This is a genomic window from Shewanella saliphila, assembly GCF_014648295.1.
GTDB classification, from domain to species: Bacteria; Pseudomonadota; Gammaproteobacteria; order Enterobacterales; family Shewanellaceae; genus Shewanella; species Shewanella saliphila.
On sequence record NZ_BMQV01000041.1, the window covers coordinates 17,372 to 34,210 of the forward strand.

12 protein-coding genes are annotated in these 16,839 nt (G+C 44.9%); 4 read left to right on the plus strand and 8 right to left on the minus strand.

The annotated features are described in order from the left end of the window. Nucleotides 1–6: 6 nt before the first annotated feature. Nucleotides 7–2,019 carry a DNA helicase Rep gene (gene rep, locus IEY48_RS16185; protein WP_188922176.1) on the minus strand — a complete coding sequence of 671 codons (2,013 nt, stop codon included), beginning with the start codon at nucleotides 2,017–2,019 and terminating at the stop codon, nucleotides 7–9. A 139-nt stretch (nucleotides 2,020–2,158) separates the two neighbouring features. Between rep and ubiK the strand changes: the two genes are divergently transcribed. Then, nucleotides 2,159–2,407, plus strand: a complete 249-nt coding sequence (ubiK, locus tag IEY48_RS16190; protein WP_188922230.1) for a ubiquinone biosynthesis accessory factor UbiK — start codon at nucleotides 2,159–2,161, stop codon at nucleotides 2,405–2,407. A gap of 87 nt (nucleotides 2,408–2,494) precedes the next feature. On the opposite strand, the gene IEY48_RS16195 is transcribed toward ubiK, so the two are convergent. The 6 genes from IEY48_RS16195 to ilvC form a co-directional block, all read right to left on the minus strand. Then, nucleotides 2,495–3,631, minus strand: a complete 1,137-nt coding sequence (locus IEY48_RS16195) for a pyridoxal-phosphate-dependent aminotransferase family protein (RefSeq protein ID WP_188922178.1) — start codon at nucleotides 3,629–3,631, stop codon at nucleotides 2,495–2,497. A 273-nt stretch (nucleotides 3,632–3,904) separates the two neighbouring features. Further along, nucleotides 3,905–5,473, minus strand: a complete 1,569-nt coding sequence (gene ilvA, locus IEY48_RS16200) for a threonine ammonia-lyase, biosynthetic (protein WP_188922180.1) — start codon at nucleotides 5,471–5,473, stop codon at nucleotides 3,905–3,907. Nucleotide 5,474: 1 nt separating this feature from the next. Beyond that, entirely contained in the window at nucleotides 5,475–7,334 is a 1,860-nt protein-coding gene (gene ilvD / locus IEY48_RS16205) for a dihydroxy-acid dehydratase (protein ID WP_188922182.1), read from the minus strand. A 79-nt stretch (nucleotides 7,335–7,413) separates the two neighbouring features. Further along, complete coding sequence (gene ilvM, locus IEY48_RS16210) at nucleotides 7,414–7,671, minus strand: acetolactate synthase 2 small subunit (RefSeq protein ID WP_188922183.1); 258 nt, start codon at nucleotides 7,669–7,671, stop codon at nucleotides 7,414–7,416. Then, nucleotides 7,668–9,353 carry an acetolactate synthase 2 catalytic subunit gene (gene ilvG, locus IEY48_RS16215; RefSeq protein WP_188922185.1) on the minus strand — a complete coding sequence of 562 codons (1,686 nt, stop codon included), beginning with the start codon at nucleotides 9,351–9,353 and terminating at the stop codon, nucleotides 7,668–7,670. The genes ilvM and ilvG overlap by 4 nt, the downstream gene beginning before the upstream one ends. Before the next feature lie 558 nt (nucleotides 9,354–9,911). Then, the gene (gene ilvC / locus IEY48_RS16220; protein WP_188922187.1) at nucleotides 9,912–11,393 is read right to left on the minus strand and encodes a ketol-acid reductoisomerase; all 1,482 of its coding nucleotides are present in this window, start codon (nucleotides 11,391–11,393) and stop codon (nucleotides 9,912–9,914) included. Between the two features lie 188 nt (nucleotides 11,394–11,581). Here ilvC and ilvY point away from each other — a divergent pair, with 188 nt between their 5' ends. Next, nucleotides 11,582–12,454: an HTH-type transcriptional activator IlvY gene (gene ilvY / locus IEY48_RS16225; RefSeq protein ID WP_188922189.1), complete on the plus strand. Its 873-nt coding sequence runs from the start codon at nucleotides 11,582–11,584 to the stop codon at nucleotides 12,452–12,454. Between the two features lie 71 nt (nucleotides 12,455–12,525). On the opposite strand, the gene paeA is transcribed toward ilvY, so the two are convergent. Continuing rightward, nucleotides 12,526–13,833, minus strand: coding sequence for a polyamine export protein PaeA (gene paeA, locus IEY48_RS16230; RefSeq protein ID WP_188922191.1), 1,308 nt, complete (start codon nucleotides 13,831–13,833; stop codon nucleotides 12,526–12,528). A gap of 505 nt (nucleotides 13,834–14,338) precedes the next feature. On the opposite strand from paeA, the gene IEY48_RS16235 reads away from it, so the two are divergent. Beyond that, nucleotides 14,339–15,862: a YifB family Mg chelatase-like AAA ATPase gene (locus tag IEY48_RS16235; protein WP_188922193.1), complete on the plus strand. Its 1,524-nt coding sequence runs from the start codon at nucleotides 14,339–14,341 to the stop codon at nucleotides 15,860–15,862. Between the two features lie 79 nt (nucleotides 15,863–15,941). After that, entirely contained in the window at nucleotides 15,942–16,838 is an 897-nt protein-coding gene (yihG, locus tag IEY48_RS16240; protein WP_188922195.1) for a 1-acylglycerol-3-phosphate O-acyltransferase, YihG family, read from the plus strand. Nucleotide 16,839: the final 1 nt, after the last annotated feature.

Sequence of the window (16,839 nt, forward strand, 5' to 3'; positions counted from 1 at the left end):
AAGCGCCTACTTTTTAAACATGTCACGTAAATTGGCAATATGACTCTTACCGGTTTCAACACGTTGCTGTTCAGTTTGTACCGGTTTGCGGTTTTCCCAAATCAAATCATCTTGTGGTAACTCAAGTAAAAAACGGCTTGGTTCACAGCGTATAGTTTCACCAAATTGACGCCGCTCACGGCAAATCACAAACCACAACTCACGTTGTGCTCGGGTAATCCCGACATAAGCTAAACGTCTTTCTTCATCTACGTTATCTTCATCAATGCTCGATTGGTGCGGCAAAATACGTTCTTCTACTCCCACCATAAACACAAACGGATACTCAAGCCCTTTAGATGCGTGCAAGGTCATTAACTGCACCTGGTCGCCGCCTTCATCTTCGCTATTACGTTCCATCATGTCGCGCAGGGTTAAACGCGTCACAACCTCTGGTAATGTCATGGCTTCATCAAGCTCATCGCCTTCAAGCATTTCGGTGACCCAGCGATACAGCTCAGAGATATTCTTCATGCGCATTTCTGCCGCTTTTGCACTGGTGCTGGTTTCGTATAAATAATCTTCATAATTAATTTTACGAATAAGTTGCTTAATGGCTTCGACGGGTTCACCTCGAGTAGCAAGCTCACCAGTATCAACAATAAACTTACCAAATTGATAAAGAGAGCTTACCGCAGCAGGCGCTAAATGATGATTAAGCTCCACATCAAAAATAGCCTCAAACAATGAGATATGCTTTTGGTTGGCAAAATTACCTAATCGCTCCAAAGTGGCAGGGCCAATACCGCGTTTAGGTAAGTTAACCACGCGTAAAAAGGCATTATCGTCGTCTGGATTCACCACCAAACGCAGGTACGCCATAATGTCTTTGATTTCTGCGCGCGCAAAAAACGATGTTCCGCCACTTAATTTATAAGGTATACGGTTAGTCATAAGGGCGCGTTCTAATAAACGCGACTGATGATTACCCCGATACAAAAGCGCATAATCACCAAACTGAGTACGGCCAACAAACTTATGGCGAATAATTTCAGCCACCACTCGTTCAGCCTCTTGCTCCTCGTTAGCGGCAATGAGTACCCTTAGCGGCTCACCATAAGCCAGTTCACTAAACAGCGCCTTGTCGTACACATGAGGGTTGTTGGCAATCAAAATGTTTGCCGCGCGCAAAATACGTTGGCTAGAACGGTAATTCTGTTCCAGTTTAATCAGTTTTAATTTAGGAAAATCTTTACCTAATAACACTAAGTTTTGCGGTTTGGCACCACGCCACGAATAAATTGACTGATCGTCATCGCCCACCACGGTAAACCGAGCGCGCTCACCCACTAACAATTTTACTAATTCATACTGGCTGGTATTGGTGTCTTGATATTCGTCCACAAGCAAATATTGGATGCGGGTTTGCCAACGGGTGCGCACTTCTTCGTTCATGCGTAGCAATAAGGTCGGTATTAAAATAAGGTCGTCAAAATCAAGCGCGTTGTAGGCTTTCATGTGCTGCGCATAACGCTGATATAGCATGGCAAACAATTGCCCTTGCTCATCTTTTGCTAAGCTGCGTGCTTGCTGCGGAATCACCAGGTCGCCTTTCCAATTTGAGATGGCCGAGGCTAGGGCTTTAATGAGATCTTTGTCTTCGTCTAACTCATCTTGAGTCAGCTCTTTTAATAAGGCGAAGGTGTCTTGGTCATCAAATAATGAAAAGCCCGCTTTAAGGCCAAGCACTTTATGCTCGCGTTTGATGATCTCTAGCCCTAAGGTGTGAAAGGTTGAAATCCACAATCCTCGCGCTTCTTTGCGCCCCATAGAATGTGCCACACGCTCTTTCATCTCACGGGCGGCTTTGTTGGTAAACGTCACTGCAGCAATGTTACGTGCTTTATAGCCACACTTTTCGACTAGGTAAGCAATTTTATTAATGATTACACGTGTTTTACCGCTGCCTGCACCCGCAAGCACGAGGCACGGACCCGAGACATAATGTACGGCTTCATTTTGCCCTGGATTGAGTTTCATTAATAACACGACCTTACTAAACTAAACGAAGGCGGATCATAGCAGAATCACTGAAGACAGTTAACGAAAAGCACACTTTGGTTTTGGAAAAACGCTGACCTCGGTTACAATTAGCTCAATATATCAGTAGGGGATCATGATGATTAATCCAAAGAAAATTGAAGAACTGGCGAAACAACTAAGTGACAACTTACCAAGCGGTGTAAAGCAATTTGCGGGTGAGTTTGAAGAGCGCAGTAAACAAGTATTACAAAGCCAACTGATGAAACTGGACGTGGTATCGCGCGAAGAATTTGAAGTGCAGCAACATGTGTTGCTTAAAACCCGTGAAAAGCTTGAAGCATTGCAAGCGCAAGTTAACGAAATTGAAAAAAAACTCGCTGAATAATCGTGTTCAACAAACCCGTTATTCAATAAAAAATGACGCTATTGAGCGTCATTTTTTATATCGGTAAACTGCTATGATTATAAATAGTTAGCTTAGCGACTCTTGTAAAGCCCGTAAGCACAAGGCAACGTTTTCACGCCGGGCACCAAAGCCCATTAAGCCAATACGCCACGCTTTACCTGCTAATGCTCCTAAGCCTGCACCAATCTCAAGGTTGTACTCTTCTAACAGATGTTTACGCACTGCGGCATCATCAACACCTTCTGGAATATACACAGCATTTAATTGTGGCAACCTTGACGCTTCATCTACCACAAACGTAAGCCCTAATTGGGTTAAACCATCACGCAATAACAGGTGCATGTTACGGTGTCTTGCCCAGGCATTTTCTAGCCCTTCATTGGCCAGTAAGCGCAATGATTCATGCAGTGCATAAAGCGCATTAACCGGGGCGGTATGGTGATAACTGCGCTTAGCACCGCTGTCATTGCCCCAATATCCCATCACCAAAGTTTGGTCTAAAAACCAGCTTTGTACTGGCGTAGTTCGCGCTTTAATCTTAGCCACAGCTTTAGGCGAGAAAGACACTGGCGATAAACCCGGGACGCATGACAGACATTTTTGGCTACCAGAATAAATAGCATCAATGCCCCACTCATCGACCAGCAATTCAACACCACCTAATGATGTCACCGCATCAACAATGCTAATACAGTCGTGTAATTGCGCTAACGTGCATAAGGTTTTGGCATCAGATAATGCACCTGTTGAGGTTTCTGCATGCACAAAGGCTAAAAACTTGGCATCTGGGTTTGCCACCAGTGCAGCTTCAACTTTATCAGGGCATACTGGCTCGCCCCATTCGTTATCAACCACAACGGCAACACCGCCTACACGCTCAACATTTTGGCGCATACGTTCACCAAACACGCCATTGCGGCACACGATGACCTTTTCACCTGGCTCAACCAAGTTAACAAAACACGTTTCCATACCGGCGCTGCCAGGAGCCGATACCGCTAAAGTCATTTCGTTTTTGGTTTGAAAAGCATATTGGATCAGGCTTTTGAGCTCATCCATCATACCGACAAACAGCGGATCTAAGTGACCAATGGTAGGACGAGACTGCGCGGCAAGCACTTCTGGGTATACATCAGATGGGCCTGGACCCATTAGAGTTCGGCGCGGTGGCATAAAGGCTGGAATAATTGGCACGGGTAACATCAATGTCTCCTTAAAATGAGGTCGTATATGCATGTGTAAAATTACACGCATATGGAAAAATTTACCCTACATATAAGCAACCCGTCACAATCATATGATGCACTAATGACATCACACTTTGGCGGTGTGGGTTATCACCTACGAATATATTTTCGTTTTTGGTGCACAGACAATATCACATTGGGATGGTAAATCACCCCAATGTGATCATTATTTAAAGTTCAACAATATATTGGCCACTTTAACGTGTTATTGGCATCGAACTTATTGTTCTTACTCCGCTTTAGGGCTATTCAAAAATAACTGGTAAGCAGGGCTGTGCGTTTCTTCTTGATAGACAAATCCTAAATCCGTTAAAAATTGCGCAAAAGCATCGTCATCATTTGCGGGCACTTCGAACCCGGCTAATACACGGCCAAATGCGGCGCCATGATTACGATAATGGAACAAACTAATATTCCATTTACTTTGCAAAGTAGTTAAAAACTTCAGCAAAGCGCCCGGATGCTCAGGAAACTCAAAGCTAAATAAGCGTTCTTCTAACGGCTCAAGAGGATGGCCACCGACCATATAGCGAACATGCAACTTAGCGGTTTCATCTTGAGATAAGTCTTGAACTTCAAAGCCTTCTAACTCGAGATTAGCAATAATCTCTGCCAATTCAGCTTGACCGCCCGTTAAGCGGATCCCAGCAAACACCACCGCTACTTCACGGCTGCTAAAACGGTAGTTAAATTCGGTCATTGGGCGTTTTTCAAGTAGCTCACAAAAGCGTAAAAAGCTGCCTGGTTTTTCAGGTATTTTAACCGCTAACACCGCTTCTTTTTGCTCGCCAAGTTCACAACGCTCAGACACATAGCGAAGGCTATGAAAGTTAACGTTAGCCCCACTTAATATGGCTGCAGCTTTTTTAGGCGCGTCGCTACTGTCGCCCTGCAATGCCATATACTTTTTAAGACCTGCAATTGATAATGCGCCAGCGGGCTCCGCAATGGCGCGAGTGTCTTCAAAAATATCTTTTACTGCTGCGCAAATTTCATCAGAGGTCACTGTGACCACATGGTCAACGTATTCACGTGCTAGCCTGAAAGGCTCAGTGCCGATACGCTTTACCGCTACGCCGTCGGCAAATAAACCGACTTGAGGTAAGGTGACAGGCTCATCCGCTTCTAGCGCCGCTTTTAAGCACGCTGCGTCTTCTGGCTCAACACCAATAATTTTAACTTGTGGCATAACCGCTTTGTAATACGCTGCAATACCCGCAATTAATCCGCCACCGCCCACAGGCACAAATACCACTTCAATATCACGCTGTTGCTGCACCATTTCTTGGGCAATAGTGCCTTGACCAGCAATCACGGCCTCATCATCAAATGGCGCAATATAAACACGCCCTTCGGTTGCAGATAAATTTTTAGCGTAATCATTTGCTTGGTCAAAGGCCTGGCCATGCAACACCACATTACCACCAAGGCGACGCACCGCATCAATTTTAATGTCTGGCGTGGTACTTGGCATCACAATGACGGCATCAATACCGCGGCTTGCCGCCGACATGGCTACGCCCTGAGCATGGTTACCCGCCGAGGCACAGACTACGCCTTTATCGCATTCATCTTGAGTTAGCGCAGCAATACGGTTGTATGCTCCACGTAACTTAAATGAATGCACAGGCTGCATATCTTCACGCTTCAAGTACACCTGACAACCAAAGCGAGCAGATAATTTATTCATGCTCGACAACGGCGTCACTTTAGCGACATCGTATACAGACGACAGCAAAATTTTCTGTAAATAATAATGCGCTAGATCTAATTGAGTTTGAGACGCCAAAGCCAACATATTACCCCTCCAGTTTAGTGCGATCGCGTACTGCACCTTTATCTGCACTGGTCGCTAACAGCGCGTACGCTTTTAACGCTAACGATACATAACGCTCACGCGCTACAGGCTTCCAACCTAATGGACCTTTAGCATCCATTGCGTCACGGCGACGAGCTAATTCATCGTCACTCACATTCAATTGAATGCTACGCTTTGGAATGTCGATCGCAATTTGATCGCCGTTTTCAATAAGTGCAATGGTGCCACCCGATGCGGCTTCTGGTGAAATATGGCCAATTGATAAACCCGATGTACCACCAGAAAAGCGCCCATCGGTAATCAGTGCACATTGAGTGCCTAAGCCGCGCGACTTAAGGTACGTGGTTGGGTATAACATCTCTTGCATACCTGGGCCGCCTTTAGGGCCTTCGTAACGAATCACCACCACGTCTCCGGCAACAACTTCACCACCCAGAATACCAGCTACGGCATCATCTTGGCTTTCATACACGCGGGCACTACCGACAAACATTAAGTTTGATTCGTCCACACCCGCGGTTTTGACAATACAACCATCAGTTGCCACGTTACCCGCAAGTACCGCTAGGCCGCCTTCTTGACTGAACGCAAATTCACGCGCGCGGATACAGCCATTTTCACGGTCATCATCGACGCTGTCCCAACGGCAATCTTGACTAAAGGCTTTTTGAGTTGGAATGCCGGCAGGCCCAGCACTAAAGAAACGAATCACTTCTGGGTCGTTGGTTTGTTTTAGGTCGTACTTAGCTAATACAGATTTCAAGTCGCCGCCGTTATCTGCTGCCACGTGTGGTACGTCGTTATGCAATAAACCTGCTCTGTCTAGCTCGCCTAAAATCCCCATTACGCCACCAGCACGGTGCACATCTTCCATGTGGTATTTAGGAGTAGATGGCGCCACTTTACAAAGGTGTGGCACAAGGCGCGACATACGATCAATATCAGCCATATCAAAGGCTAATTCAGCTTCTTGGGCTGCGGCCAATAAATGCAATACCGTGTTAGACGAACCGCCCATGGCGATGTCTAATGCGGTGGCGTTTTCAAATGCTTTAAACGATGCAATATTGCGTGGCAATGCGTTTTCGTCATCATGCTTGTAATAGCGTTCAGCAAGCTTCATTACGCGGCGGCCTGCTTCTAAAAACAATTCACGGCGATCGGCGTGAGTTGCCAGCATTGAGCCATTACCAGGTAATGACAACCCTAAGGCTTCCGTTAAACAGTTCATTGAGTTCGCAGTAAACATGCCTGAGCAAGAGCCACATGTTGGGCACGCGCTGCGTTCAATTTGTTTACTGTCTTCATCGCTAACATTGGTATCGGCACCTGCCACCATAGCGTCCACTAAATCAAGCTTAATGAGCTGGTCAGACAGTTTGGTTTTACCCGCTTCCATTGGTCCACCAGACACAAAAATGACCGGAATATTTAATCGCAGTGCAGCCATTAACATGCCCGGGGTAATTTTGTCGCAGTTTGAAATACACACTAGCGCATCAGCACAATGTGCATTAACCATGTATTCGACACTGTCAGCAATGAGTTCACGAGATGGTAAGCTATACAACATACCGCCATGCCCCATGGCGATACCGTCGTCTACTGCAATGGTGTTAAATTCTTTGGCAATACCGCCGACTTCTTCAATCGCGCTAGCAACAAGTGCGCCCATGCCTTTTAAATGCACATGCCCTGGTACAAATTGAGTGAATGAATTGGCAATCGCAATAATTGGCTTACCAAAATCGGTTTCTTTTACCCCAGTTGCACGCCATAGTGCGCGGGCACCTGCCATGTTGCGGCCTTCGGTACTGGTTGCTGAACGTAATTTTGGCATTGCAAATATCCTTGTGTAATGTGGTGCGGGTTACCTGTGTTATCACAAATAACCCATTAAAATGGGTAATAATGTGTGTTTAGCTGTTTGCTGCTTGCCCAAGAGATACTGCAGGCATCACTTTGCATTGGGTAACATCAATTAATTTAGTCAGCTGGTTACTTAACAGTTCGATTGCGCGCTCAGCCTCAACCCATAACTCTACAGCCATACTAGCATCGTCATTGATGCGCATCTGCATTTGGGTGACTTTAAATCCACGATGGCGAGTGACACGCAATACACGTTCTAGCACTTCTGGACGTTGTTGAACGGTTATTTCAAGATTATGCATCATGTTTGCTTCTCCATTTGATCCATCATGTCGCTGTTGCTGGCTCCGGGTGGGACTAATGGCCATACATTAAAGGCATCATCAATCGCTACGTGCAGCATGTAAGGGCCACTGCTGTTAAGCATTTCATCTAAGGCTTGCTCTACTTGATCAGCGTGATTAATGGTGCGGCCTGGAATATCAAAAGCCGATGCCATTAATACAAAGTTAGGGTTGTCAGATAAATCGGTCTCGCTATAGCGCTCTTCAAAAAACAGCTGCTGCCACTGCTTGACCATGCCTAATTTTTGATTGTCTATCAGTAAAATTTTAACCGGCAGCTTACGACGTTTAATGGTAGTCAACTCTTGGACATTCATCATAAATGAGCCATCACCGGATACTGTGACCACGGTAGCATCTGGGCGAGCCACCTGAGCACCAATTGCCGCTGGCAAACCAAAGCCCATAGTGCCAAGGCCTGCGCTCGACAAATGATCTTCTGGGCGACGAAACCACATATGCTGAGCAACCCACATTTGGTGCTGGCCAACATCGCACGCCACCACGCTGTCTTCAGGTAATTTATTGGCTAAACGACGCAACATGGCTGGCGCGTATATCAGCTCGCCTGGGTGTTGATAATTCCATTGATGCTGACGCTCTAATGCATCGACTTCTGCTTGCCATTGGCTTATGGCCATTTTACCGCGAACAGCTGTTGTTAATGCCGGTAAGACTTGACGTAAATCAGCGGCTATAGCCACTTCGGCTAGGCGTAACTTACCCAATTCAGCCGCATCAATATCTAAATGAAGCACTTTGGCGTTACTGGCAAAGCTGGCTAATCGCCCAGTGACTCGGTCATCAAAACGGGCACCGACGACGATTAATAAATCACACTCTTGAACGGCTAAATTAGCCCCTTTACCACCGTGCATACCCAGCATGCCTAAATACCCTTTGGTACCATGGGCAACACTACCCAAACCTTTAAGCGTGGCAACCGACGGAATACCAGTGACATCAATAAACTCACGTAAATGAGATACCGCGCCCGCCATACCGACACCACCGCCAACATATAACATAGGCTTAGTGGCTTGAGTCAACAGCTCGATGGCAGCCTCAAGCTCAGTTTGTGTCGCGTGAGGTTCATCTGCGACACTTTGTAATGGGGTTTTGTACTCAAGTTCAGCTATTTGAATATCTTTTGGGATATCAACCAATACAGGGCCGGGTCTTCCCTCTGCGGCAACTTCAAAGGCACGATACAAGGTTGGGATTAAGTCATTGATGTCGGTAACCATAAAGCTGTGTTTGGTACAGGACAGTGACATACCAAGCACATCGATTTCTTGAAAGGCATCGGTGCCTATCACCGCAGTAGAAACCTGGCCGGTGATGGCCACGAGAGGTACAGAATCAAGTAAGGCATCGGCCAACGAGGTGACCAAATTGGTTGCCCCTGGGCCTGAGGTTGCAAAACAAACACCGGTTTTACCACTGGCACGGGCATAACCTACGGCTGCAAATGCGGCGCCTTGTTCGTGGCGGCTGAGTAGATGCTCAACAGGGCTACCATAGAGCGCATCGTAAATGGGCATAATAGCCCCGCCAGGATAACCAAACACTGTGGTAACACCATGTGCTGCTAGTACTTTGATGACTGCATCTGCGCCGCGCATTTTCTGTCCTGCTTCCATATTTTTATCTCTACTTCGTCAATGTTTTGCTTGCTCTACTGATGTGATATCTGGGTATTGATTTTTTCTTAAGCCTAGAAACTAAAAACCCCCGGTCCTTTCGGAGCGGGGGTTTTTGCAATCTTTGTGACTCTTAGGTCAGTCTAGTTGTCAAACGCCACCCCCGCTGTGACTTAATAATCACTACGGTAATAATCACGAGAATGAGCATGGCTGCGCGGTTTAACATGTTTTTAGACTGTATCCTAAGTTTTTAAAATATTTTCGTTCGCTTATGTTCAATAAACGTTACGGTATTACTAACAAGTACCATAAAAGTTTTATCGAGCACAACTAAAAAATCGCCTTTGTAAAAAAAATTCAGCTTCCCTGCCGAGACAATGCAAACAACAACAAAAACTTAACTTATGAGTTCGCTCAAAATAACATTGAACTCAATCTAACAATTTGTTTTTCCACGACCCAATATGGTGTATTGGGTCGCTTCATTGATGCCTGTCCGACTACACATTTTTTACAATCAATCTCTGAACAGGTACTACATCAGTTTTTTAACGATTAGCCCGCTTCAACAATACGCTTCATGTCTGTCATGTAACCGCGTAACTCAGCACCAATAAACTCAACGTCTGTATGACGAATTTGCTCATTGACTTCAATTAAACGTTGGTTATCAACACCGTTTGACGCTTCAACAAGACCAGCGCCTAAAAACTCTGAAGACATAGCGTTCACGTAATCACGTAGCATGGGCACTGCAGCGTGGTTGAATAAATAACAACCGTATTCAGCTGTGTCCGAAATAACCACGTTCATTTCATATAAACGCTTACGAGCAATCGTGTTAGCAATTAATGGCGTTTCATGTAGCGACTCATAATAAGCCGACTCTTCAACAATACCTGCTGCAACCATAGTATCGAATGCGAGTTCAACACCGGCTTTGATCATCGCAACCAAGAAGATGCCTTTGTCGAAATACGTTTGCTCATCGATATGCTCAGACGTAGTAGGTGCATTTTCAAACGCGGTGTCGTTGGTTTCTGCTCTCCAACGTAACAAGTTAGCGTCATCGTTAGCCCAGTCTTCCATCATAGTGCGAGAAAACTCACCGCTGATGATGTCATCCATGTGCTTTTCAAATAGCGGCTTAAGGATTTCTTTTAGCTCTTCAGCCATATCAAACGCTTTAATTTTTGCAGGGTTTGATAAACGGTCCATCATGTTAGTGATGCCGCCGTGCTTAAGTGCTTCAGTAACGGTTTCCCAACCTTGTTGGATAAGTTTACCGGCATAAGCAGGCTCAACACCGTCAGCAACCATTTTCTCATAACCTAAAATGGCACCGGTTTGTAACATACCGCATAAAATTGTTTGCTCGCCCATCAAATCTGACTTAACTTCAGCCACAAAAGATGACATCAACACACCAGCACGGTCACCACCGGTTGCACTTGCATAGGCTTTTGCAATTGCTAAGCCATCACCGTTTGGATCGTTTTCTGGGTGAACAGCAATCAGTGTTGGTACACCAAATCCACGCTTATATTCTTCACGTACTTCTGTCGCAGGGCACTTAGGTGCAACCATGATGACAGTAATGTCTGAACGCACTTGCATGCCTTCTTCAACAATGTTGAAACCGTGCGAATACGCTAGCGTAGAACCTTGCTTCATTAATGGCATAACAGCATTAACAACATTAGTGTGTTGCTTGTCTGGCGTAAGGTTAAGCACTAAGTCAGCGGCTGGTACAAGCTCTTCAAACGTACCCACTTTAAAGCCGTTATCAGTGGCTTTTTGCCAAGATGCACGCTTTTCAGTGATCGCTGCTGGGCGTAACGCAAAAGAAATGTTTAGGCCTGAGTCACGCATGTTCAAACCTTGGTTAAGGCCTTGCGCACCACAACCTAAAATAACAATGTTCCAATCTTTGATGTATTCGCAGCCGTCACTGAATTCAGTACGGTCCATGAAGCGGCATTGTGCTAATTGAGCTAATTGTTGACGTAAATTCAGAGAGTTAAAATAGTTAGCCATCTGATACCACCTTAAAAATATAAAATTTGGGACGCAATTTATGTTTGACACACACTCAAACTTTGCGATTGAGTTGACTATAGCCTATCCATCTTATTGCTTAAAATGATATATTCGGCATGTGACGTTGCATAAAACGCAACGTCGCTGTTTTAATGAATTAAATCCTTTTTATGGAAACGCTAATTATGGATATTCGCTCTCTAAAATTGTATTTGCACTTATGCGACAGCCTACATTTTGCTAAAACAGCTGAGCAATCCCATGTCAGCCCATCAACATTAAGCCGGGCATTACAACGTTTAGAGGATGAGGTCGGCAGTAAGTTGTTTGAACGCGACAACCGCAGCGTTACCATTACCCATGCCGGATTAGAGTTTAAGCGCTTTGCCGAACAAACCCTGGCAGACTGGAGCCAGCTGCGCAGCCGTATTGACCCGAGCCAGCAATATTTACGCGGTAATCTGAATTTATATTGCTCGGTCACCGCGGCATACAGCCATTTACCAGCGTTGCTCGACCGCTTTAGACGCGACCACCCGCATGTCGATATTCATTTAACCACTGGCGATCCTGCTAATGCCGTGAGCCAAATCCAAAAAAATCGCACCGATATCGCCATTATTGCTTTACCAGAGGTGTTCCCAAGCACCCTGCACTTTACGCCCATAGACAAGGTGCCTATTTCGGTCATCGCCCCATTAATGCAATGCCAAGTACAACAATGGGTAAGTCAAAGTCATATTGATTGGGAGAAATTGCCCTACATAGTCCCCGACCATGGGCCGGGTCGAAAACGTATCGACCAATGGTTTAAGCAAATGGGTATTAAGCCCAATATTTATGCTCAAGTGTCTGGTCAAGAAGCTATCGTGTCGATGGTGGCGCTAGGCTGTGGTGTGGGCATAAGCCCAGATGCGGTGATCCATAACAGTCCGGTACGCGAGCGGATCCAGACATTGGTTTCACCGGTTGACATCCCGGCCTTTGAATTAGGCTGCTGTTGCAAAGAAAAACGCGCTAACGATCCAATCATTAGCGCGTTTCTAGAGATTATTTAGTGCAGTAAAAAAGCAGTTAACTCAGAAACACAGCGGCTTAACGCTAATCTCTATTTTCGTTCTTAAGCGCTTTAAGGCAATGGCGGTAAATCAGTATCAATACGCGTTACAAGTAATTGGTCGACTTTATAAGAGTCAATGTCGACCACTTCAAATTTAAACCCTGCATAGTTTACAAAATCGGTACGCTTAGGAATTTTACGCAGCATATACATCATAAAACCGGCAATGGTTTCGTAGTTTTGATTTTGTGGAAACGCTTCAATTTGAAATGCCCGCATCACATCGGTAATCGGTGTTACCCCGTCAACTAACCAAGAGTTGCCATCACGGGCCACAATTTGCTCTTCACTTTCATGCAGTGACCAGGCGCCCATTACTGCACTTTGCAAATCATTGGTGGTTACAATGCCCACCACTAACGCATATTCGTTCATCACCACAGCAAAGTCAGCACGATTATTTTTAAAATACTCCATCGACTCCGACAAGGTTAAGGTGTCGGGAATAATCAAACAGTTGTGCACTAATGTACTGCCTTTAAGCGTAATCTTTTCACCATTAATGACTCGAATAAGCAACTCTTTTGCATCCACAAAACCTTTGATCATATCTAACTGACCATCGCACACCAAAAACTTATTATGGGGATTATTGGCAATCTTTTGTTTAATGTCTTCTTCGGTGTCTTGCAGTAAAAAATACACTAAGCTTTCACGTGCGGTCATGGCCGATGTCACAGACACCGACTGCATTTCAAACACGTTTTCCATCATCTGTTGCTCACCTTTGTCCATGACACCCGCCTCTGTTCCGGCGGTCATCATGGCGTAAATATCATCGTGCGTAACTTGATCATTTCGCGCCGTTGGCACCTGCAATAATTTAAAAATCGCATTAGCCAAACCATTAAAAATCCACACAAAGGGTTTTAATACGGTAATACAAAACGCAATAGGCATCACAAAGGTAACCGCCACTTGCTCAGGGATCACCATCGCAATGCGTTTTGGCATTAAGTCAGCAAACAAAATAAATAACGATGTGACCGTGACAAATGAAAACACAAAGCTCAGTTGTAAGCCCCATTCACTGCCTAATAGCGGCAATAATATGTCTTCAAAGTAAGGCCGAAAAGCCGATTCACCGACAATACCACCCATAATGGCCACTGCATTTAAACCAATTTGCACCACGGTAAAAAAACTGCCTGGATGAGCTTGCAGCTTTAACACTTTAGTGGCGCGTAAATCTCCTTCATCGGCCATGGTTTGCAGGCGGATTTTACGTGATGCCGCCAGGGCAATTTCTGACATCGAAAAAAAACAGCTAATGCCAATGAGGCACAAAATAATTAAAAAACTATCAGTAATAGTCATACATTCTCTTCACCCAAGGCTAAAAGCACTCAGGAATAATGGCTAGCGTTTATCGCTAGTAAAGCAGTTAACTTTGTTTCGCAACAAAGAACAGTAATTCGGTTTAAGGCCATGGTTAACATGATTGCGGTACATTGCAGGTCACTGCTGTAAAAGTCATACAACGCAGGGGGCGCCGTTTAAGCTTAATACAATCATCACAGGCTAATCACGCCAAGGAAAAATAGCGTGTTTAAGTGAAAAGCGAGCGACTATTTGAGCATGTTTGTGACCGCCACTTAATATGTTGGTGGTTTATATACAGCACCTGCGCTGCAGCCACTTCAAATAGCGCGCGTATTCTACTCAAATAGCGGGAAGATAACCAAGGATTAGTTAACAATATTGTTTATATTTTGTCTTATTATACCGACGCTAAAACCATAAAATCTGCAAAAAAAGTCACCACTGCTAGACTGTATGCATCCCTTCATTTGTATATTATTCAAACAAAAGGATTTTGTTAATGGCGATAGCCTGTGTGTTTACTCGAGCAAGTTGTGGTGTAGAAGCCCCTAAAGTGACTGTTGAAGTGCATTTAAGTAATGGTTTACCCGCATTTAATTTAGTGGGGTTACCCGAAGCTTCAGTTAAAGAAGCCAAAGAGCGCGTCAGATCAGCATTAATCAATGCCGGTTTCGAATTTCCTCAGCGGCGCATTACCGTTAACCTTGCGCCAGCCGATTTGCCTAAACAAGGTGGCCGTTACGACTTGCCCATCGCCATTGGTATTTTAGCCGCATCCAATCAAGTGCCAAGCAAAGCCTTACATCAATGTGAATTTGTGGGTGAGTTAGCCTTATCGGGACAAATCAGGCCTTGCACCGGTTTACTACCAGCCATTATTGCGGCGCGTAACGATCAACACCATTTTTTTATGCCTATCGATAACCGTCATGAAGCAGAACTTGTGGGGTATCACCACAGTTACTTTGTGGCGCATTTACAAAATTTGGCCGCATTTTTACATGGTCAAGCGCAACTGCCATTACTCGACACCCAGCCAGAATGGATAGACGAATCGCCAGTCGCTGACAACTTATTATGCATGAGTGATGTGATTGGCCAATATCAAGCAAAACAGGGACTAGAAATTGCCGCAGCAGGTAACCACAACCTACTTTTTCTTGGACCGCCTGGTACCGGAAAAAGCATGTTAGCTAACCGAATTATCCCGCTGCTACCTGCGTTGTCGTACGATGAAGCCATTGAAGTAGCCGCCATTCACTCGGTGGCAGGCTTGCACATTAAGCCTCAAGATTTTTTAAATCGTCCCTTTCGCTCACCACACCATACTTGTTCATCTATTGCCTTAATTGGCGGTGGCAGCCACCCAAAACCTGGGGAGATATCATTGGCTCATCGGGGGATATTATTTTTAGATGAAATCGCTGAGTTTCCTCGTAAAGTACTCGACTGCTTAAGAGAGCCGTTAGAAACTGGCCAGGTCGAAATATCTCGAGCAGCCGCAAAGCTCACTTTTTCAAGCCGTTTTCAACTCATCGCAGCCATGAATCCTAGCCCCTGCGGTGATACTGAGCGTGCCCGTTCAACCCCAGATCAAATTCAGCGTTATTTATCGCGATTGTCGGGGCCATTTTTAGACCGATTTGATTTAACCGTTGATGTGCCCAAATTGCCCTCAGGTACCCTAACCCAAAAACATCAACCCGGAGAAACCAGCGTCGATATCGCCAAGCGCGTAAAACAAGCACGAGAGTACCAATTAGCCCGTGCGGGAGTACTCAATAGCGAATTAACCCCAAAACAGTTAAAACAAGACAGTAATATTAGTCAGCAAGACTTAGAGTTTTTAGAACAAAGTGTGGTGAGTTTAGGTTTGTCGGTACGCAGTTTTCACCGTATTCAACGGGTCGCACGCACCATTGCAGACTTACAACAATCAGTCACTACCGAGCGTGGACATATTGCCCAAGCACTTGGTTATCGGGCAATGGATCGCTTACTGGCTAAACTAAATCAGCAATAAAGTCGATTTTAATTGTTGTATTTATTGAGCAATACCTCGACTACGAGTAACATAGCTCTCCGTTTAATAGGAGAGAAAAATGTCGCTGTTTTCGAAAATCAAAGGCTGTTTAGCTTTCACTTTTTATGTATTGAATACTGTTTTTTGGACTATTCCCATTCTGGTGTTTAGTGTCTTTAAGCTGATCCCAATTAGTATTTTTCAAAAAAGCTGTAGCTACATTCTTGATCACTGTGCAACAGCATGGATCAGCGTCAACAACGTAGTCGAAGCTATTTTCCACCCTATGCGGATTCACATCACAGGCGATCAGCAGTTTTCAGAACAAGAATGGTACATGGTTATCGCGAATCACCAGTCTTGGGTAGACATTCTGATTTTACAGCGGGTGTTTAATCGTAAAATTCCTTTTTTAAAATTTTTCCTTAAGCAAGAATTGATTTATGTGCCTATTTTGGGCTTGGCTTGGTGGGCATTAGACTTTCCATTTATGCGCCGTTATAGCTCAGCACAACTGCGTAAAAACCCCAAGTTAAAAGGAAAAGATATCGAAATTACCCGTAAAGCCTGCGAAAAATTTAAAACCAAGCCTGTCAGTATTATGAATTTTGTTGAAGGTACCCGTTTTACCCAGGCTAAACACGACAAACAACAATCGACATTTAAACACCTATTAAAACCAAAAGCAGGCGGCATGGCATTTGCGCTCTCAGCCATGGGCGAACACATCCATAAATTAGTCGATGTCACTATTTATTACCCCAATGACGTACCCAGTTATTGGCAGTATATTTGTGGTGCGCTCAATGAAGTCCACGTGCATATTAGTGTGAGTGATATTCCGCAAAGTATGCGCGGCGATTACCTTAAAGATCGTGAATTCAAAATTGACTTCCAAGAGCAACTCAATCAAATTTGGGTCAATAAAGACCAGCAACTGCAAAGACTTGCTGACGAATCAAAGCAAAAGGCATAAC